The sequence below is a fragment of the Xanthocytophaga agilis genome, assembly GCF_030068605.1.
Classification (GTDB): Bacteria; Bacteroidota; Bacteroidia; order Cytophagales; family 172606-1; genus Xanthocytophaga; species Xanthocytophaga agilis.
On sequence record NZ_JASJOU010000001.1, the window covers coordinates 429,369 to 449,965 of the forward strand.

Here is a 20,597-nt window from a genome sequence, read left to right on the forward strand (position 1 = left end):
TGTTCCTAGTACAATAAATATCCAGCTTATGAAGCCAGGAATTGAAATTTTGTAAAATGTTGAAGGATAATAACGGGAACCAGAATATTGTATCCAGATACCGAGGCTTAATAGAAAGAGTGTTATCATATAGTATCAGAAATATACGCAATATGTCCTTTGTTTAGAATTGATCCAAATTAAAAGAAGCATTTGTGAAAATTTATGCTGCAATGCACATATCCACCAGTAGTAAGACGTGCTTCTATACAAAAGTTTTTTAGTGAAGGCAGGATTGGGCAATCAATCCGTGAAGAACTTTTTTATAATCCAATCATTTGGATTTTTGAGTAGAGTTTTGGTCACTTTTCCAGTCTGCGCATAGTTCATTGCAAAAGACAACTTTGTGAAGGCAAGGCAGGCTTGCTGGTTGGCTGAGGAATTACGTATAACTCTAATCACATTTGGTTTTGACAAGAGTTTCGATCATTTTTGTGTTTGCGCTTAACTCACGGCAAATTATTTTCTGACCGGAACTCCGATCACTTTTTTGTCTTGCGCATAGTTCACCGCAAAACAAAATCTGATTGGAATTTACCGCACTAGCATATTTGTAGTGAATAATGTGTAACTAAACTTTAGCCATGAAGCACATCCCGTAACGGTGGGATAAATGCAAGATCCATTGTAAGTCTAGTACACATTGGGTTGGACATATAAGTCTCTATCCAAAATTAGGAGACACCTGTATAAAAACAGAAAGCCTCTTATCATAAGAGGCTTTCTGTTTTGGTATTATTAGTATGATTATACAGTCTTGAGCACATCTGTTACTCTTGCTGCTGCATCTTTTAACTGAACAGCAGAGAATACTTTCAGACCTGATTCATCAATGATACGGGCACCCTCTTCAGCGTTGGTTCCTTGCAGACGAACGATAATAGGTACTTTTATATCTCCGATTTTCTTGTAAGCTTCAACCACACCATTGGCAACACGGTCACAACGAACGATACCACCAAAGATGTTGATCAGAATAGCTTTTACATTTGGATCTTTCAGGATGATACGAAAACCTGCTTCTACTGTTTGTGCATTAGCTCCACCACCTACATCAAGGAAGTTGGCAGGTTCACCACCTGATAATTTGATAATATCCATAGTAGCCATAGCCAGACCAGCACCGTTTACCATACAACCTACGTTACCATCCAGTTTCACGTAGTTCAGACCAGACTGGCTCGCTTCGATTTCCAGAGGATCTTCTTCGTTCAGGTCACGCAGATCTGCATAGTTTGTATGACGATACAATGCGTTGTCGTCCAGGTTTACTTTTGCATCTACAGCTAATATCTTGTTGTCTGAGGTTTTCAACACAGGGTTGATTTCAAACATAGAAGAATCTGTTTCTACATACGCACGGTACAAAGCAGTGATGAATTTCACCATCTCTTTGAATGCTTCGCCTTCAAGACCTAAGCCAAAGGCTACTTTACGTGCCTGAAATGGTTGCAGACCAATTACAGGGTCAATCCATTCTTTTACGATTTTGTCAGGGTGATGCTCTGCTACTTCTTCTATATCCATACCACCCTCAGTACTTGCCATAATTACATTGCAAGACTTACCACGATCTAAAAGAATACTCAGATAATATTCTTTCGGTTCTGAAGGACCAGGATAGTATACATCCTGAGCAATCAACACCTTATGTACTTTTTTTCCTTCAGGGCCTGTCTGATGAGTAATCAACTGCATTCCCAGAATATTTTTGGCTTTCTCTCGTACCTCTTCAAAATTTTTAGCCACTTTCACTCCGCCTCCTTTTCCGCGTCCACCAGCGTGGATCTGGGCTTTTACTACATAGAAATTAGTGCCGGTTTTTTCGTGCAACTGACGTGCTGCTTCTACAGCCTCATCAGGAGTATTGACAACAATACCTTCCTGAACACGAACGCCGTAACTTTTCAGAATGTCTTTGCCTTGATATTCGTGAATGTTCATTATTGAATAACTAGTTAAAGGTTACAACTGATGGATTAAGAATTACAAAACTATATCAAATGGAGTGAAGCTTTACTGGAAAGTCTCGGCGCGAATCTAAACAATAATCATTTAGAAAGAAAAGCGAAGTTTTATTTTTCAGTTTACTGTAAAGCTGTTTCTTCCTATAAAGGCACAAAGATAGAAATACATTAATATGATTTTCAATCTGTTTACTTTTTCTCTTGTTGCCAACTAATGAATAGAAAATGATTAAAAAAATCATACTGGAAAAATAAAAAATGATAGATTCATACTTTCAATACTACTTATCCGTACAAGGGTAGCAGACACCAAAATATTACTAAGCCAAACCCATTATTCATACTTTAACTATTAGAACTTATGAGTGCAAATCCGCAATCTGTTAGCCCTCAAGTAGAGAAGGTTACTGAAATGATCCATCAATATGCAGAATCTGTTGGCTTAACACGCGAACAGGTATTTAATTCGGAAAAGAAAACCTGGCGCTGGCGTATCGGATCAGCCTATATTGATATCTTTATTCAGACTATCCGTTTTGAAAACGGAACCTCCCGTGATTATCTGCGCATTTTCTCTGCATTAATGCAAATTCCTGCCAATGATCTGCTGAAGTTTTATCGCCATCTACTTGAACTCAATGATTCAAAGTTAGGAGTGAAGCTTACTATCATGCCAAACAGCAACTGGGTATATGCTACCTATGAGCGGGATATTCGGGGTATGGATTATCACGAACTGGCAACTTGTATAGCCGATCTGGAATATTGGGCTGATTTACTGGATGATGAACTGAAAAATACATTTCCAAATTGGTCGAACTAATTTTTGCAACAAATAGACATTTTGTAAAACACCATTCTTAAAAAAGAGTGGTGTTTTTTATTGTATGCATTCTTGTATTTTTACGCTGTTTTTATCATCCTATTTTATTTCCGTTTATGAGACCATTATTTGTTGTGAGTATAGTCTTTCTGGCAACTATTTTTTTATGCAATGCCCAAATCCCTCAAACTCATTATGTAACAGTTAAAGATATCACAGCTAAAAAGATAAAATACAAAGGGAATTTTATTCAGGCTTTGAGTTGGGAAGACAAAAATGGTGAAAACCTGATTATACTCACCGAAACTGAAATGAAAGAGGGTAAAGAGGAAAAGGATGGAAGAAGTAAAGAATTATATGCTTTTCATTGTATTGATAAAAGTACCAATACTTTTCAGCAGCTTCGTCAAATCTACGATTTTGAGAAAGACTGCCCATTTGATGTAATGGTAGGGCATATTGCAGGATCGTTGTCTGTAACAGACCTGGACAAAGACGGCTTTGCCGAAATAACCTTTTTGTATACAGTAGGATGTAGAAGTGATGTAAGTCCCGATGTATTGAAACTGATGATGCTTGAGAATGGGGAGAAATACGCGATTCGGGGTCGGACTGTTTTATATGAAAATGGCTCACCTATGAAAGATTATGCTGAAACTCCTGCTAAAGTAGTAGATGCCTTATTCAGTAAAGCACCCAAAGCCTTTCTGGATTATGCGAATAAGCAATGGGAAAAGTTTAAAATAGTAAAGATGGGAGAGTAGTTACCCTTGTTAGTTTGGTAAAGAGCTTTCTGGTATTATAAAATCTGTTCATTTTTTAGTTTATACAAGTGAAGTCATCCCGTTTTTTTGCCTATCTGCAACTGATGCGCCCGGCTAATATTGTCACTGCAATGGCTGATATTTTAGCAGGGGTAGCAGTGGCTTGGTTTTCTCTATTTAGTAGCGAATATGGAAATATTGGAGAGTTTATTGGTGTTAAGATAAAGACAGAAGGGCCAGCTTCAGGGGTCTTTCAATCTATTGCCGAAAAATACTGGAAAGAGTTTTTTGTATTGGAGATGAATTATCTTTCTATCCTTTTCTTATTACTTTCAACTATTGGTTTATATGGAGGAGGAGTTGTATTTAATGATGTATTTGATGCAAAACTAGATGCTGTAGAACGGCCAGAACGTTCCATCCCTAGTGGGAGAGCATCTTTACGTGGTGCTACAATATTAGGAAGCGTTTTATTGATATTTGGGATTGGTTTCGCATTTTTGGTGTCACCATTAAGTGGTGTAGTGGCTATTTTGACGGCTTTCTGTGCATTACTCTATAACAAGATAGGCAAACATCAGTCATGGGGGCCGTTAAATATGGGTTTGTGTAGGGGACTAAATTTGTTTTTAGGCACGACCATTTTTTATCCGTTTCTACTTTCTTTCTTTCAATTTGAAAACTATCTCAAAGAAGAAAATATACTTATTGAAAGTTCTTCAATTATTTCTGGATTGCAAATAAATACTCCCAGTGTCGATAAATGGTATATCTGCCTTATTCCCATTATCTATATATCTGCTATTACCTCCGTGAGTAGAGGTGAAGTTCATGGGGGGAGTAAGAGGTCGTTTTATATTCCTTTCTTCTTATATGGGATCGTAATCCTATCTATTTGTGTATTAGCATTTATCTCAGGAACACCTCTTTGGCAAAGTCTTCCTTTTTTAGTATTTTTCATTTACCTGATATTTCCGCCATTAATTCGTGCTTATAATGATCCTCAACCTCGTAATATTGGGCTGGCAGTAAAGGCGGGTGTAATCTCATTAATTGTAATGGATGCTTCTATTGCGGCTGTATTTGCGGGAGGGATCTATGGGTTGATTGTACTGGTTTTACTTCCGTTATCACGTTTTTTAGCGAAATATTTTGCTGTAACATAATCGCAGGTACACTTTTTTAGATCTGATTACCCAAATCATACAAATCGGTGATCAGGTCAATGTAACTGCATATGAAAAAGAACTTTTTTGTAAAAGAATACCTCATTTCTTTTGATCATGAAAAGGCTATTACTGTTGTGCAAACATCCTCTATATCTACTATAGAAGTGGATTTTGAACAAATAGAAAAACAGCTTCCTATTGGATCAAAGATTAATCAGTCAACGGTACAGACAGTTGTCAAAGGAGATAAATTTATTGTTTATGGAGAATATTCCAGGATAGAACCTGAGTTCTCTGAACCTGCTGTTGCTACAGAGACTATTGAATTAAAAGAGGTTTTGGGAGATGAGACCATTCTTCCTTCTGTAAACTGATTATCAGTAGTTAATTATTAACTGGTGATGAATAATTGAGGGAATAAAAGTTAACTGTCTACTAAATGCTTTTATTCCTTTCCTATATAGGATTTGGGAAAAATAGTATCATCCAGCAATTTCTTGTAGTGCCTTTACAAATGTATCCAGTTCCTGAGTGGATGTATATACGTGAGGCGTTACCCGAATACCTGCTACTCCCGGACGATCAATGGCTACTGTAAAGATTTTGTATTTACTCATAAGCAGCTTGGCTAATTCGTCTGGTTTTTTGCCTTTGACATGTACATTAGCGATTGCACACGATCGTTGTGGATCAGCAGGGGTGTTCAGTACGATATTCGGATGGTTACGAACCTGATCTGTCCAATAACGTTGCAGATAACGCAAACGCGCTTCTTTACGCTGAATACCTATTTTTTCGTGGAAGCGTATAGCATCCTGTATAGCCAGATCTGTAGCTACCGGATGAGTGCCTGTGTGATTGAGTTTACGAATATCATCGTCTTTGAATCCCATATCGCCAAATAGTTGCCAGATACCTGGAATTTTTTCTTTTCTCACATAGAGAATACCTGCTCCCAGTGGTGTGCCCAGCCATTTGTGTAAACTACTACCATAATAATCACAACCCAGATCTGAAATCTTGAAGTCAAGGTGTCCAAAGGCATGGGCTCCGTCTACCAGCACCTCTACATTATGATGATGAGCCATATCTGCAATTTTACGAACAGGCAAAATCTGACCAGTAATATTTACAATCTGACATACCATTAACATGCGTGTTTTGCTGGTAATCATCTTCTCATACAGGCTTACTATTTCTTCGTCGGATTTGGGATGATTGGGAATGGAAACCAGTTTATTGACAATTCCATATCTACGTGCCTGTAGTGCAAACATGTCCAGCATGGCGCCATAATCCTGTTCAGCCATAATGACTTCATCTCCTGCCTTCCAGGTAATACCGGAGATAACAGTATCTAGTGATTCCGTTGTATTGCGGGTAATGATCAACTCTTCAGGTGTACATCCAAGCAAACGCGCTAATTCGTTCCGAGCTACAAGTTTATCGTCCGTCATACGTGTACGCATATAATAAGAGGAGACCGCATTGACCTGACGGATATGTTCTATGTATTTTTCCAGTACTTCTGTTGCAGCCAAGGAATAATATCCGTTTTCAAGCTGAATAAAATCCGGAGTTACTGTATAGCCTTTTCGTATTTGTCCCCAAAACTCTTCCTTCTTTGCCAGTTCTGGAGCAGAAAGATGCGTTACTTGAGCAAACGTATTTTCCCAGTTTGACAAGGTAAGAGATCCACTGATCCCTGCAACAGACTTTAGGAACTGACGTTTAGAAAGTGATTTCATATAAAGTTTGTCTGGATGACCATAAAAGAATTTGTGTAGGTAGAAGGAACGCTAAAAATAGAAAACGTTTTTTATTTCTTAAAATCATTGTCTGTAACAACCTAGTTTTTATCAATACATACATCGGGTTGAGTATCAATTAGCTAGTTTTTATTTGCCTTAAATAAGATTAAGAGACAGTGATTTTATAAGATGTATTATGTAGTATTTTATGAAAAAATAGAATTTTTCTTTTAAAACTTGAGTTGAATTCTATATTTTGCACAGAGACGGTGGAAATAAAGCCTGAATATCTTGTTTGCTTCAAAAAAATAGTATTTTAGGTTGAGTGATTAGATCATAAGTAATTGATTAGATCATCTTTTTTTCATAAACCTATATTAATTATTTGAGAAGAAATGATTTCATGGAATGATTTTGAAAAGATTGAAATGAGAGTTGGAACTGTGTTGGAAGCAAACGATTTTCCCAAAGCTAAAAATCCGGCCTATCAATTGGTTATTGATTTTGGAGAATATGGAGTCCGAAAAAGCTCTGCACAAATAACCAAATTATACGAGAAGGAACAGTTAGTGGGCAAGCAGGTAATTGCCGTTGTAAACTTTCCACCCAAGCAGATTGCCAATTTTATGTCAGAGTGTTTGGTACTGGGAGTAATTGGAGAGAGTAAAGAAGTGGTATTGTTACAACCAGACAGACCTGTGCCTAATGGTCTTCGGATTGCATAAGAATGAATAAAGCTAAGCGGCAGGAGAAGGTAGGATAGTGTATAGTTTCATGCAGGTAAGTCTGAATTAAAAATTGTCTTTGTGATAGATCAATAGTATTAGATATAACTATAGCAATACATTGAATTTTTTAATCAGTTCATAATTATCACTTTAACACTCTGTTTCATGAATAGTATTATTTACCTGATTCCTATTTTTGGTCTGCTTGGACTTCTCTACACATTTATTCGATCAGCCTGGGTTACAAAACAAGAGGCGGGCGATGCCCGAATGACAGAAATTGCTGGTTATATTGCTGAAGGAGCAATGGCATTTCTTCGGGCAGAGTGGAGAATATTGGGAATCTTTGCCATAATCGCTTCTGCTGGTCTGGGTATATTAGGAGCTTTTAGTGAAAATTCCAGTCCTATTATTGTTGGGGCTTTTTTAATAGGTGCATTTTTATCTGCTTTGGCAGGATATATAGGTATGCGTATTGCAACAAAAGCCAATGTACGTACGGCACAGGCTGCAAGGACAAGCTTGTCTAAGGCATTAGCAGTCTCATTTGCCGGTGGATCTGTAATGGGTATGGGTGTGGCTGGGCTTGCTGTACTGGGGTTGGGTTCATTGTTTATTGTGTTTGTATCTATATTTGGCGGTGTAGGCCCTGATGGAGTGATGAATCCTGAACGCATGAAGCTTGCACTGGAAGTGTTGACTGGTTTTTCATTAGGTGCGGAAAGTATTGCCTTATTTGCCCGTGTAGGAGGGGGAATTTATACCAAAGCTGCTGATGTTGGCGCTGACTTAGTAGGTAAAGTCGAGGCAGGTATTCCTGAAGATGATCCAAGAAATCCTGCAACTATTGCAGATAACGTAGGTGATAATGTAGGTGATGTAGCAGGAATGGGAGCCGATTTGTTCGGTTCATATGTAGCTACGGTGCTTTCTACAATGGTTTTGGGACAGGAAATTGATGTTAGTGATAATTTTGGTGGATTGTCTCCTATTCTTCTTCCTATGCTTATTGCTGGTTTGGGAATTGTATTTTCTATTATCGGCACATTTTTCGTTCGTATTTCTGATCAATCGCTAAAACCGGATGCTGTACAGAATGCTCTGAACTTAGGTAACTGGGGTTCTATCGTATTAACAGCAATTTCTTCGTATTTTCTGATTACCTGGTTATTACCCGAACATCTGGAATTACGTGGACATCAGTTTACTTCTATGGGCGTATTTGGGGCCGTAATTGTAGGGCTGGCAGTAGGAACACTGATGAGTATGATCACCGAATACTATACTGCAATGGGTAAACGTCCTGTTAAGACTATTATTCAGCAGTCTTCTACAGGCCATGCTACTAACATTATTGGGGGATTGTCTGTAGGAATGGAATCTACAACATTGCCTATGATTGTTTTGGCTGCTGGTATTTGGGGTTCTTATGAACTAGCTGGATTATATGGGGTAGCAATTGCAGCAGCTGGTATGATGGCTACAACTGCTATGCAGTTGGCTATTGATGCCTTTGGTCCTATAGCTGACAATGCTGGAGGGATCGCCGAAATGAGTGAATTACCCAAAGAGGTGCGTGAAAAAACAGATATTCTGGATGCTGTAGGAAATACAACCGCTGCAACTGGTAAAGGCTTTGCTATTGCTTCTGCTGCACTGACTTCACTGGCTTTATTTGCAGCTTTTGTTGGGATTGCCGGAATTACAGGTATTGATATTTACAAGGCAGATGTACTGGCATGTTTGTTTGTTGGAGGAATGATTCCTTTTATTTTTTCTTCACTGGCAATACGTGCTGTAGGACAAGCTGCTATGTCAATGGTAGAAGAAGTACGTCGGCAGTTTCGTGAAATTCCTGGTATCATGGAAGGGAAAGCTAAGCCTGAATATGACAAATGTGTAGCTATTTCTACACAGGCATCTATTCAGAAGATGGTAGCTCCAGGAGCGATTGCTTTAATCTCTCCACTAATAATAGGTTTTATTTTTGGACCTGAAGCTTTAGGGGGATTTTTAGCAGGTGCAACTGTAAGTGGTGTATTGATGGGAATGTTTCAGAACAATGCAGGTGGTGCCTGGGATAATGCCAAGAAATCGTTCGAAAAAGGTGCTGAAATTATAGTAAATGGAAAGCCAGAAATCTTCTACAAAAAGTCTGAACCCCATAAGGCCTCTGTAACTGGTGATACTGTTGGTGATCCTTTTAAAGATACATCTGGCCCATCCATGAATATTCTGATCAAACTTATGTCTATTGTAGCGCTTGTAATTGCTCCTTACATTGCTAAGGTTGATACTTCACATTCTGATAATGCAAAAGTGGAAGTTAAGAAAGAAATATCTGTTACGAAGAAATAACAGAAAATGAGTTCTACAGGATTTCTTAAATTTGTATATCATCATACTTCTGAAACAGCATACCTACTAACTTTAGAAAGTTAGTAGGTATGCTGTTTATCTGATTTTCAAGTAATTTATTCTTACTTGGCACTTATTTGATTTACTACAATTTTAGTATATGTAGTTACATAGTCTGAAGACAATCCTAATTGTCCATCTCCATTGTCACCAGTAGCCCAGAAAGTATTATCATTTGTAAGAGCTAAAGTGAAATATGCGCCTGCTGCTACTGATTTTACATCAGTTGCAACTTGCTTAGGTGTTGAAACACCTTCATAAGTTCCATCACCCAATTGCCCAGATCCATTATCACCAGTAGCCCAAAGCGTATTATCGTTCTTAAGAATCAAGGAATGATATCTACCTGCTGTTACCGATTTTACATTAGTTGCAACTTGCTTAGGTGTTAAAACACTTTCATAAGTTCCATCACCCAATTGTCCATCTCCATTGTTACCGGTAGCCCAAAGAGTATTATCATTTTTAACGATTAAAGAAAAATATCTACCTGCTGCTACTGATTTTACATTAGTTGCAACCTGTTTAGGCGTTGAAGTACTAGTAGTAGTTCCATCTCCTAATTGCCCAGATCCATTATCACCAGTAACCCAAAGCGTATTATCATTTTTAACGATTAAAGAAAAATATCTACCTGCTGCTACTGATTTTATATCAGTTGCAACTTGTTTAGGTGTTGAAGTACTAGTAGTAGTCCCATCTCCTAATTGGCCATAGTCGTTGTAGCCAGTAGCCCAAAGCGTATTATCGTTCTTAAGAATCAAGGAATGATATCTACCTGCTGTTACCGATTTTACATTAGTTGCAACTTGTTTAGGCGTTGAAGTACTAGTAGTAGTCCCATCTCCTAATTGGCCATAGTCGTTGTAGCCAGTAGCCCAAAGCGTATTATCGTTCTTAAGAATCAAGGAATGATATATGCCCGCTGCTACTGATTTTACATTGGTCATTACTAATTTAGGTGTTGAAGTACTAGTAGTAGTCCCATCTCCCAATTGGCCATATCCATTGTAGCCAGTAGCCCATAAAGAATCATTTCTTATAAGAAATGAGTGATATTCACCTGCACCAATTGAGGCCGTTACTTGAGGTTCTGGATCTTTAGAATCTTTACAGGAAACTCCAAAGAAAAGAATAGATAGTGATAAAAGAGAGAGAATTGTTTTTTTCATAGACATGTGAGTGTGTTTAGACAAATGAACTGGTTTCTTCTGCAAAATAGATTACAGAAATTAGTTTATCCAATTCTCAATCTGCAATTTGTCTCATTATCAGGGCTATAGTGTGTAAGTTTTGTGGAAGGAAATTGATTGATATGAATAAATTTTTCACGATAATCGTGAAAAATACCAATGTTGCTTTTAGGCGAAAGACGAAACGTTAGATTGGGAAAGCGAATCTTATAATAACGCATTTTTGATCTATACACCTAACTTTGTCGATAAAATCTTATTATAGGTTATTTTACAAACCTGTATGTATCTTATTGTATTTCTCGCTTATCTCTAAAATTAGTTCCTATACAAGGGCATTTTATTCTACTTTTCTGAAAAACGTACATATAAATGCTATAAAGTATATTAATATGCTTGGAATCAACATTTTCCTGAACTGTTTTACGATTTAACAGAATGCTAGAATCTATCCTCTCTTAGAGTAAAACTGTCTGATACTTTATTTTAAAATAACGTTAGATAGGAGTATAAGTACAGACTGATTCGTAGATAAAGAAGTTGTTTATAATAGCTTCTAAAGAAGTGAAGATGGTATATTTTATAGTGAGCCTCAATAGGCTATTCGTTGAGAAATAGGAGATGGTACAACAAGAGTTTTAGTTGTTAAAAAACTCCTTTGAATAACAGACTAGTTAGTTTTTTATTTAGAGATACAAGTTATGAGCATACTTTGATTCAATATTCTATTGAGCGAAATTATGCGCATAGGTAGGTTCATTTCCTATTATAGCTATTTTCTCTGTGAGGTTGGCCTTTGGTCTTGGGGAAGGTTAGGAGAGAAGGTGTCCTTTTGGGGTTATCACGCCGTGGCGTGACAAAAAAGTGACAAGGCGATAAGAAGAGAAATGTTCAGGACTATAAACAAACTTTGGATACAAGAAAGCAAAAAATGAAGAAGTCTGTGGAAGGATAATGAAAAGGCCAATAAACAACTTCAGGAAAATAGATTGCTTAAAAGTTAATCAGCGTCTATACTTTTTTCAAAAGCATAGACGCTGATTTTTTAAAACAAACTCTCATCTAAAATTTGGGATGATTCAGGTTTATTCACGAATAAATTATGCAGAAAAAGTAATATACTTCTTATACTGCTTTTTCTGCAACAAGAGATGCAGTCAATGTAATAGGTACACTTAAAGCTTTGGATACAGGGCAATTAGCTTTTGCATTCTGAGCAATTTCCTGAAACTTTGTATTATCAATACCTGGAACATTCCCCGTTAATTCCAGATGAATACCTTTTATCACGTATCCTCCATTTTCAAATACTAAATCCAGAGTAGCCTCAGTTGAGAGCTCTTCCGGAATATAGCCTTCTCCATTGAGTGTGGCTCCAGTTGCCATTGTAAAGCATCCGGCATGGGCTGCTGCAATCAATTCTTCTGGGTTGGTGCCAACGGTACCATCTTCTCCAAATCGAGTATTGAATGAATACATTTGTTGTTTTAAGGCACCACTTTGTGTGGTCAAATTACCTTTACCTTCTTTTAAAGATCCGTTCCAAACGGCAGATGCTTTTCTTTTCATAAGAATGGGTATTTAAAGGTGAGAAAAAATGAAGTGCTAAAATAAGCGTATAAAGCTGAATGTCAAGGGAAATAATGATAGAATACGAAGAGTTGACAAAAGAAGTCAAATTTAATTGGGTAATATTGTATCTTTTGCGAAAACACTGAGATCTAAAAACTAATTTCCATTGAAGCAACTCTTTAAAATTCTATTTTCTTTATTCCTGATACTCTGGATAGCCTTATTACTATACGTAAACATTCGATTGGGTTTTCTTCCTGAATTAGAGATAACACCAGATGGTGTGGTAAATCAGGATGTGTTGCACCAGCTTTATTTTTTAAAAAAAGAATTGCACAAGAATCAAGCCGGTGAGCAAATGCAACAATTGTATCCGGAAGGACTTCTCTTTATCAATTCCCTGTATGCACTTACCTGGTATGATCTGGTGAAAGATCTGAAGTATTCCTCACCATATTATAAAGAAGCAATACAGGAAATAGATTGGGTATTGCAACGTGTTCAGTCTGATGAGGCAAGATCTATCTTCAGTGAATCTCTGGAAATTGAGTATGGTGCTTTTTATACAGGATGGAGCAATCTTATATTGGGCAGAAAGTTGTTATTACTAAAGCCAGTAGACAGAAGTGCAGATGATATTCGATTATTCAAGTCCAAATGTGAACATATAGCTGGATTTATAAAAGATAGTGATACCCCTTTTGCCACATCCTACGCGAACCAGGCTTGGCCTGCAGATATGGTTATTTGTGTTACCTCACTGCCAATGTATGATCATCTATTCGAACCTAAATACCAATATGTGACCCGACAATGGATTAAGAAAGTACAGCAGCGGCTTGATACAGTAACAGGACTTATACCTCATTCTGTACATGCTCAAACAGGATATCCAGAAGAAGGAGCCAGAGGTTCTTCACAGAGTTTGATAAACTGTTTTTTGCCAGAGATTGATCCTGTATTCGCGAATAATCAATTTTTACATTATAAACAGTTTTTCCTTGATCGCCGACTAGGGTTGCCAGGTATTCGTGAATATCCTGAAGGAGAGTTTGGTATTGGTGATATTGATTCTGGTCCTGTGATTTGGGGAATTGGTGGGGCTGCTTCTGTTGTTGGACTACGTGTTATGTCTATTCACAATGAAAGTGATGTTGCAGTTGGTTTACGCAATAGTATAGAAGGATTTGGTGCGGGATGGACATCTGGCGATCAGAAAAAATATCTTTTTGGTGTTCTGCCTATCGCTGATGCTTTTATAGCTTGGGCTAATTCAGGTCCTGCTATAAAAGCATCTATGCTACCTGATTGGCGGAGGGATTTTTTGATCTATTCTACATTAACAAGTTTAGCGATTTATCCTTTGTTATATTGGATGTGGCGAAAAAGTACTAGATAGTTTATACTGTAACTGAGTTGCTTTTATTGGTGAATCTGATTTTTGAAGACAGTTTTTGTGAAGGCTGTTCAACAAATCTATATAGAAGATAAGACATTGTAACTGATATTGAAACAGCAAAGACTAAGGCAAAAAACTCAATATAGATATTATCTGTACGTTTTTTTACAATGCTGATGACAACAGAACCTGTCATTACATGCATTAGATACAAAGAATAGGATATATCACCTAGAAAAGTAAGCCATTTATTTTCAATTGTAAAATAGAATAAAAGCAACACAGAAATGATGCTGACAAAAAGGATTTCAATTGAACTAGTATAGATAAACAAAATGCAGACAAACGTCCAAACAATATATTCCCATTTGGGAATAATACGAGTATACCATTGAAATGTCAGAATTCCCATTAGAAATACAGGGATATGCGCAAAAAAGAAATCACGTGGAATGTCATGAAATAGTATTGAGAGTGCAAGCAATGAAATAACAGTAATAGATCTGATCCATTGGTTACCTATTAATAATGGATAAATAAGACCCAATAATACATAATATTGAAATTCAACACTTAAGGTCCAGAAAACAACATTTAGCCATTTTTCATGGAAAAAAGCGTTAAGATATCCCAGATGTAAAAGTAGTTGTTTCCAGGTGATTGTAAATTGGGCACTCGAAACTTTACTTAGTACGTAACTCAGGCAAATAATGAATAAAATATTGGCCAAATAAGGGGGATCAAGACGTATTATTCTTTTCAAAACAAATTTACCATAATAGTGGATCTTATACTTGGATTTATATAAAGAGAATGGAATTACAAATCCGGATATAACAAAAAACATTTGTACACCATATTGACCATATACAGAGATATATTTTAAAATAGTCCAGTTAGTGAGAAATTGTTCTGTGCCAATGAAATGGAATAAGACAACTGCCATAGAGGCAATAGCCCGCATGTTGTTTATAGAAAATAAATAATCGCTTTGCTTAGTCAACTTCGTATATAGATGAATCAATACAAAAGTAGCTCTGATTATACTCAGAGCTACAAAAAAGATAAAAAATTAACCTTTGAATAAATCAGGAATTAAAATACGGTCCAGGAAGCACATTGCTATAAGTACAAGGATAGAGTGTTTATAGTCGAATTGACCAGAGGTACGCGCATTGATATACTCAGGATCATAAGTGACATAGTTCAGCAGCATTCTTCGAATTTCAGGAAGTTTACTTTTTAAAACTTGCGTGTTTTCAATAATGCCAGCATCGTTAGGGCCTGCCAGATTTAAGAAGACATTCAAAAATTTCTCAAAGTTAGCAAAGTTGGCTGGTATCTGGTCAAATTGTTCAATCTTTTCCAGGTATTGAGTTGTTACAGAATCACTTGCTTTCAATGTTTGACCATTGAATACAAATCCTTCTTCACCTACAATGTCAGCTGTTTCTCTGCTATTTTCATCTACAACTACTTTCCGTTCTGCTGACAGTCCAAATGAAACTTCTGATTTATTATCCTGACGTATTTCATCTCGTTTTACCAGACGAATAGTATCGGAACCTTCTCCAAAACCAGCTTTAAAGCAATTATTATAATAAGACAATGTATCTTGTTTGCCAATAAAGCTTTCAAGCCAGTCAAACATACGACCTCCTTTTCCAAATGGAAAGAATTCGAAGGTATTGATACCTGTAAGATTACGATCCTGGATTGTTTTCTTTGCCAACATACCAGAATAGAACAATACAGTGCCGCAGATAAAGGTTGGAATTGCAAAGATAGCTCGTGCTTCTGTTTTGTTTACATAAGGAGATCCTGACTGGGCAAGTGATTTATAGAATTTGTCAAAGTCCTCTCCACGCAGTCGATCCAGAATCGTATTTAGATAATAGGGTGATACTTCTGGTTTATTACGCATTTCCTCAATTCCCATTACTTTGATATTAGCAATGCCTGAGGTAGCAAAATAATAGATAGCCTCACGTACCTGAGAGGATTTTAAGGTTACTTCCGCCAGTTTACCGGCTGACATTCGTAGAGAGCTTTGTTTGACCAGTCGCGGTGCATAACTTCCATCCTGTCCTCTTTCACGAGCTACCAGAAGCACATTGCAGGTACTACCTCCCACATCCGCACCAATCATCATATTGTCACCATAAAATGCTAATCCTCCTTTGCTGAGAGCATAGTTACAAACAGCTTCTGCTTCAGTGAGAGGCTGCTCAAGATTAGCTGTAGGTACATTGCGTATGGGTGTAATCTGAGCAATGTTTCCATACATAGTGTTATACAAACGCTGATCTTTTTTCGATAGGGCTCCTGGATATGACCAACGCATAACAGAAGGTGCATATTGATTCTCATATAACTCTGCACACATTGTTAGCCACAAGGTTTTCAAAAATCCTTCCTTACGATGCATACCTGCGTCATCATTTTCCCATTTCAGGCTATAGTACAGTTCGCCGGCATTGGTTCGCATAAAGGATTTTTCCATTGCCAGAACCCGTATATTAGGTTCGAAAATAGGTACTCCACCAGAAATTTCAATGGTTTCTTTACCCGGAACAACACTCAGACGATTATGTTGCTGAACCCAGGTCTTGAGTTGTCCATTCATGATGCTTTCATTCTGAAAGAAATACATTTCATGAAGGGATGCAAACTTGCTGTCTCCATTGAATGTTTCTGCTCCCATCAAAAACACACGTCTGTTTTTAAACGTAAAAGGTTTAACTACTCCATCTGTAGAATAGCTAAGACAAGAATTGTTTGATCCAAAATCAATACCAATTGTAGCCCGACGATTACGAATATATTCAGGTGTATGGGTGCCAGATAAGTCTTTAAATGTTTCTGTTGCATTTTTAACCATCAGATAACCGATTACCTGATCCGCTCCTCCAATATTTTTCCGGATTTCCAGACCTGCTAAAGGTTGGTTAAAACGGTATATTTCATATTTATGAAGATCTCCTGACTTGCCAATTGGATAATATACTAGTTTATCTCCCTCCAGACGTTTTTCTGGTAAACCATTGTCATTGATAAATTTGAATTCATCGGTTGTAATCCCTTCTCCATAGACAAATTGTTTTTTGTCATTGGTGATGATCTTCCAGGGATTTTCCCAGCGCTTAAAGAATGGGACTATCTTAATTGATGTATCATTGGCAGGGATTTCATTATATAAATAATATTGTTGCCAATGTTCAGAAATGAAATTAGGCCAGAGAATTACATGCTTCCCTGTATCCATTGGTTCAATCTTGTATTCACGTTCAATAGGGGTCATATGTTTATCACCTACATATAACCTGAAACGAACTTTGAGACGATACTCATTGGGTTTCAATTCAGCATAGATCTGATGAAAGTCTTTTTTGCCTTGTAGCAGATCTGCAAGATTATTCTGAAACAATAGAATAGCTGAACGACTCAGTGGTAATGGGAAGTATAAGTCTTCATTTCGGCTTAGATCCCTTGCTTTCAGATAGTGTACTGCTGCATTATCTAAAGGTTGAGTTTCATCTTCCAGAAAGAACTGAGACAGAGTTTCTGAATCCAGAAGTAATGATTTTGGATCAATTTCTACAGCTCCACTACCAGGATCATTCAGATAAAATACTCCATTAAGGAAATAATACCCTGATTTTACTGCAAATAGTTCCTGATAAGGCGCTGCAAAGTTTAATTCGCCATCAAGTGTTCCACTTTCTTCAATATTAGGAGCCTTAGCTTTTATATCCTGAGCAAATTTTTCCGTAAATTCCCGGAGACCTAGTAACGAAAGTGCTACTTTCCCCTGTCTGTTTTGATTAATTTTTTGCTCAAAAGAAGGAATCTTCGCAGCCATTGTCTTAACCAAAAGAAACAGTTTCTTCAGGTCATCTGCTCCAAGATTACCATATACCAAGGGATCATCAAACTTTCCATTTCTATACCAACCTATATCTCCCGAGTCAGGTAAATTAGTATAAGAGGCCGCTGGAAAAGCCAAAGAGTAAGGAGACGTTCCACCAATGAGCTTGCCATTGTAATAAATAAGCTGGACAGCAGGTTTTGCATTGGGATCATTTCTTGACAAAGAATCCGGTTCTGTCCACAGATCTGTATCATCAAAAAGCATCCTTCCCAGAGACGTTGGGATTGAGTACAGATCGTTAATGTTCTGTACATCCATAGGTAAAGGAGAGGCAATCTTGATTCGATTGGGAAATAATGCCATGCAGGCAATCAGACCTTTCCATTCTGCAATCAGGGAGTTATAAAATTTGATTAGCCCTGTTGTTTTTATATTGGGATCTTCCTGGGTGTATTTTAATGCAAACCCAAACAATCTGGCTCTAGCCCAGGGAGTAGGGACTCCCGATATCATAGTATTAAGTGTAACCGCATCAATTTCCTGAGTGGCTACATCCCCTGTTTGAATGCCTTGTATATACGGTTTTTGCTGGTCAAATTTATTCCATTTACCGCGATCTCCATTACGGACTTGGGAACTTTGAATTAATAACGATTTAGGCATAATGGCTATTGTTGATTTAATTCGTAAAGAAATACTGAACAGTTATTTTTCTCAACATACATATCTATACATTTTCCTTCGTGATTCAGAACATCTGCTATTAGATTTACTTCTTTTATATTTAATTTCTGGTTTTTATCATTTATTTTTAGTTGGACCTTTGGTGCTCCATATACTATAAACCATACCCTTTTCTGAGTTTTTAACGGTGCCAATGCACTAGAAATATTTTTCTTTAACTCAGCTATACTACTACCCTGTGGGTAAAAAAAAGGAATAAACTTATTAGGCATTTTCCATATATGTGAATAATAAGTTGTTTGGCCTTCCCATACCATACTATAAATTGTATCATTAGGTTGTGCTTTATCTTTAATAAATGCTAATCCTTTTTTTATATCATAAACTGCATTTACTAGTTTCAAAGGATGAAACAATTGGTCAAAGGAGTAATATACACTTGGGAAGCAAATCAGAAAGCTAATAACTAAAATGGTGAATCGATGCATCTGAAATTTCAAAATTTGTGTATTAATCCATTCTATTCCATAGCTTATAATTATAAAGAGTAATGGTGCCAAAAAGACTAAAAGACGCCCATGAAATGGATACTTATGCATTGACGATGCTACTAATGTCAAACAAAGTGATAAGATAATAATTGAAAATAAAGCTTTGTTTTTTTTTAGCAAGTGCTTTAATCCTATAAGTAAGATGATAAGAATAATTGTATGTTTTATAACAACATAAATACTTATAAATGACCAATTTATGCCAAGAGGGTATTCTAAGAAGTTATCAAGTCTGAAGAAGAACCATAAGATATCTTGCTTTGAAGTAATAGGCCAAGGCATAAAATATTCTTCCCAAAAACCAATCAGCCACGGTATCTTTGTCCCTTTGTTAATAAATAAAAGAAAGTTAATCAGAAAGCTAACTCCCCATAATGAACCCTGCAATAATAAGCCTAAAGCATTTTTTTTATTCCAATTGCGAAATATCCAGAAAGACTGAGTTATACCTATACTTGTTAAAATGAAAATAGCAGGATATGAAAACCACATACTTAAAGCTCCAATAATACCCAAAGCTAAATAAGAAGCTGTTTTATCTTGAAATGCATAACGAGAGACACTACTAATAAGAACAATTGTAGTAAGTAATTCAATAATATATTGTTTGACTTCAACAGAATGATAAATGACAGGATAGGCAAATGCTAATAAAAATAGACCTATTACGCTTGCCTTAAATTCTACCAGCTTTTTCAGAAGATTCCAGAATAACGGTAATGCTATAATTCCACATACTAAAGGAATAAAGCGTAATGAGAGTTCACTATATCCAAAAAGTTGACAGAATCCTTTTTCTAACCACCAAAAAAAGAGAGGCGCCTGCTGATCATAAATTAAAGGTGGTGAGGCTAGAGCCAAATAGTTTTTTGATAATAAGTTAACTGCTACACTTGTTTCATCAAGATACAGACCTCTGTTATAAAAGTAATGAAATAAACGAAAGAAAATCCCAGATAAGATAATGAACGCTGGTAAGTAACAGAACAGATTAAGCTTACTCTCTTTTTTAGTAAGTGAATAGTCTAGTGATGCTTGATGGTGTAACGTCAAGGTGTTAATTAATTAAATGATTAATATCAGGTAAATATACAGTTTGATTTTTTAGATCTTAGTCATGATTAGCATTATAACGTTTCATTATTATTGCATCTGGAGTATTAATCAGCATTTCTTCATTTGAATCCAACTCAAGCTCCTGTATTAACTTATCTTTTGAAGGACGAAGGAAGATAAACAGAATGATAACAAGGCCAAATACTGAGAGGAATGTATAGTTTCCAGTAAGGAAAAAAGCAATGATACTCAATAGTGAAGGGGCTTCCAGTAGTGCATAGCGAACAATCATTGCGGTTCCATAAGCTGATATTTTTTGGCTAAGACTGGCTTTTTCTTTTGCTTTTTTTAATAGAATAGTAAACAATAGAAATGCTGCTGCTAAACATGTCAACGCTACTAATGGTATAAGATATGTGAAAGTTTGCTTTAATTCCTCATTACCTGGCAAAGGCGAAGTCTGACCTATGTAAAAAGTCACAATTGCAAATAAAATCTGCCCCATCATTAATGCCAGATGGATAATAGATTGTGTCAGAAAATATTGTTTGGAGGTCATTTGTTGATTGGTCGTTATAAAACAAAGATTTATTTGAAAATACTATATTGTTT

At 36.6% G+C, this 20,597-nt stretch carries 15 protein-coding genes; 7 read left to right on the forward strand and 8 right to left on the reverse strand.

Translation table 11 applies throughout. The features are described from left to right. Positions 1–786 precede the first annotated feature (786 nt). Complete coding sequence (gene sucC / locus QNI22_RS01650; protein ID WP_313983960.1) at positions 787–1,983, reverse strand: ADP-forming succinate--CoA ligase subunit beta; 1,197 nt, start codon at positions 1,981–1,983, stop codon at positions 787–789. Positions 1,984–2,367: 384 nt separating this feature from the next. On the opposite strand from sucC, the gene QNI22_RS01655 reads away from it, so the two are divergent. From QNI22_RS01655 to QNI22_RS01670, 4 genes are all read left to right on the forward strand, one after another. Continuing rightward, positions 2,368–2,829 (forward strand): YbjN domain-containing protein, encoded by a 462-nt coding sequence (locus QNI22_RS01655; protein ID WP_314508851.1) that lies wholly within the window; start codon positions 2,368–2,370, stop codon positions 2,827–2,829. 116 nt (positions 2,830–2,945) lie between these two features. Next, positions 2,946–3,593 (forward strand): M949_RS01915 family surface polysaccharide biosynthesis protein, encoded by a 648-nt coding sequence (locus tag QNI22_RS01660; RefSeq protein ID WP_314508852.1) that lies wholly within the window; start codon positions 2,946–2,948, stop codon positions 3,591–3,593. Between the two features lie 68 nt (positions 3,594–3,661). Beyond that, a complete protein-coding gene (locus QNI22_RS01665; RefSeq protein WP_314508853.1) occupies positions 3,662–4,759 on the forward strand; it encodes a UbiA family prenyltransferase in 1,098 nt (365 codons plus the stop codon). A gap of 71 nt (positions 4,760–4,830) precedes the next feature. Further along, positions 4,831–5,136, forward strand: coding sequence for a hypothetical protein (locus tag QNI22_RS01670; protein ID WP_314508854.1), 306 nt, complete (start codon positions 4,831–4,833; stop codon positions 5,134–5,136). A gap of 108 nt (positions 5,137–5,244) precedes the next feature. Here the strand turns inward: QNI22_RS01670 and QNI22_RS01675 are convergent, their stop codons facing one another. Beyond that, entirely contained in the window at positions 5,245–6,510 is a 1,266-nt protein-coding gene (locus tag QNI22_RS01675) for an aminotransferase class V-fold PLP-dependent enzyme (protein ID WP_314508855.1), read from the reverse strand. 398 nt (positions 6,511–6,908) lie between these two features. Here QNI22_RS01675 and QNI22_RS01680 point away from each other — a divergent pair, with 398 nt between their 5' ends. Further along, positions 6,909–7,238, forward strand: coding sequence for a tRNA-binding protein (locus QNI22_RS01680; protein WP_314508856.1), 330 nt, complete (start codon positions 6,909–6,911; stop codon positions 7,236–7,238). A 168-nt stretch (positions 7,239–7,406) separates the two neighbouring features. Next, on the forward strand, positions 7,407–9,599 hold the full coding sequence (locus tag QNI22_RS01685; RefSeq protein WP_314508857.1) for a sodium-translocating pyrophosphatase: 2,193 nt from the start codon (positions 7,407–7,409) through the stop codon (positions 9,597–9,599). A 122-nt stretch (positions 9,600–9,721) separates the two neighbouring features. On the opposite strand, the gene QNI22_RS01690 is transcribed toward QNI22_RS01685, so the two are convergent. Both QNI22_RS01690 and QNI22_RS01695 read right to left on the reverse strand, forming a co-directional pair. After that, the gene (locus QNI22_RS01690; RefSeq protein ID WP_314508858.1) at positions 9,722–10,831 is read right to left on the reverse strand and encodes an RCC1 domain-containing protein; all 1,110 of its coding nucleotides are present in this window, start codon (positions 10,829–10,831) and stop codon (positions 9,722–9,724) included. A gap of 1,146 nt (positions 10,832–11,977) precedes the next feature. Next, the gene (locus QNI22_RS01695; RefSeq protein WP_314508859.1) at positions 11,978–12,421 is read right to left on the reverse strand and encodes an OsmC family protein; all 444 of its coding nucleotides are present in this window, start codon (positions 12,419–12,421) and stop codon (positions 11,978–11,980) included. A gap of 169 nt (positions 12,422–12,590) precedes the next feature. Here QNI22_RS01695 and QNI22_RS01700 point away from each other — a divergent pair, with 169 nt between their 5' ends. Then, positions 12,591–13,823, forward strand: a complete 1,233-nt coding sequence (locus QNI22_RS01700) for a hypothetical protein (protein WP_314508860.1) — start codon at positions 12,591–12,593, stop codon at positions 13,821–13,823. Between the two features lies 1 nt (position 13,824). On the opposite strand, the gene QNI22_RS01705 is transcribed toward QNI22_RS01700, so the two are convergent. The 4 genes from QNI22_RS01705 to QNI22_RS01720 all read right to left on the reverse strand — a co-directional run bounded on the left by QNI22_RS01705 (position 13,825) and on the right by QNI22_RS01720 (position 20,544). Continuing rightward, entirely contained in the window at positions 13,825–14,787 is a 963-nt protein-coding gene (locus QNI22_RS01705; protein WP_314508861.1) for an acyltransferase family protein, read from the reverse strand. A 108-nt stretch (positions 14,788–14,895) separates the two neighbouring features. Next, on the reverse strand, positions 14,896–18,357 hold the full coding sequence (locus QNI22_RS01710; protein WP_314508862.1) for a hypothetical protein: 3,462 nt from the start codon (positions 18,355–18,357) through the stop codon (positions 14,896–14,898). 5 nt (positions 18,358–18,362) lie between these two features. After that, entirely contained in the window at positions 18,363–19,982 is a 1,620-nt protein-coding gene (locus tag QNI22_RS01715; protein WP_314508863.1) for a glycosyltransferase family 39 protein, read from the reverse strand. Between the two features lie 58 nt (positions 19,983–20,040). Then, a complete protein-coding gene (locus QNI22_RS01720; RefSeq protein WP_314508864.1) occupies positions 20,041–20,544 on the reverse strand; it encodes a hypothetical protein in 504 nt (167 codons plus the stop codon). Positions 20,545–20,597: the final 53 nt, after the last annotated feature.

Bases quoted from the DNA above. Each gene is read 5' to 3' on its own strand.
- QNI22_RS01720 (WP_314508864.1), bottom strand. From the start codon at position 20,544: ATGACCTCCAAACAATATTTTCTGACACAATCTATTATCCATCTGGCA.
- QNI22_RS01690 (WP_314508858.1), bottom strand. From the start codon at position 10,831: ATGAAAAAAACAATTCTCTCTCTTTTATCACTATCTATTCTTTTCTTT.
- QNI22_RS01705 (WP_314508861.1), bottom strand. From the start codon at position 14,787: ATGCGGGCTATTGCCTCTATGGCAGTTGTCTTATTCCATTTCATTGGC.
- QNI22_RS01710 (WP_314508862.1), bottom strand. From the start codon at position 18,357: ATGCCTAAATCGTTATTAATTCAAAGTTCCCAAGTCCGTAATGGAGAT.
- sucC (WP_313983960.1), bottom strand. From the start codon at position 1,983: ATGAACATTCACGAATATCAAGGCAAAGACATTCTGAAAAGTTACGGC.
- QNI22_RS01685 (WP_314508857.1), top strand. From the start codon at position 7,407: ATGAATAGTATTATTTACCTGATTCCTATTTTTGGTCTGCTTGGACTT.
- QNI22_RS01695 (WP_314508859.1), bottom strand. From the start codon at position 12,421: ATGAAAAGAAAAGCATCTGCCGTTTGGAACGGATCTTTAAAAGAAGGT.
- QNI22_RS01655 (WP_314508851.1), top strand. From the start codon at position 2,368: ATGAGTGCAAATCCGCAATCTGTTAGCCCTCAAGTAGAGAAGGTTACT.
- QNI22_RS01660 (WP_314508852.1), top strand. From the start codon at position 2,946: ATGAGACCATTATTTGTTGTGAGTATAGTCTTTCTGGCAACTATTTTT.
- QNI22_RS01680 (WP_314508856.1), top strand. From the start codon at position 6,909: ATGATTTCATGGAATGATTTTGAAAAGATTGAAATGAGAGTTGGAACT.
- QNI22_RS01670 (WP_314508854.1), top strand. From the start codon at position 4,831: ATGAAAAAGAACTTTTTTGTAAAAGAATACCTCATTTCTTTTGATCAT.
- QNI22_RS01675 (WP_314508855.1), bottom strand. From the start codon at position 6,510: ATGAAATCACTTTCTAAACGTCAGTTCCTAAAGTCTGTTGCAGGGATC.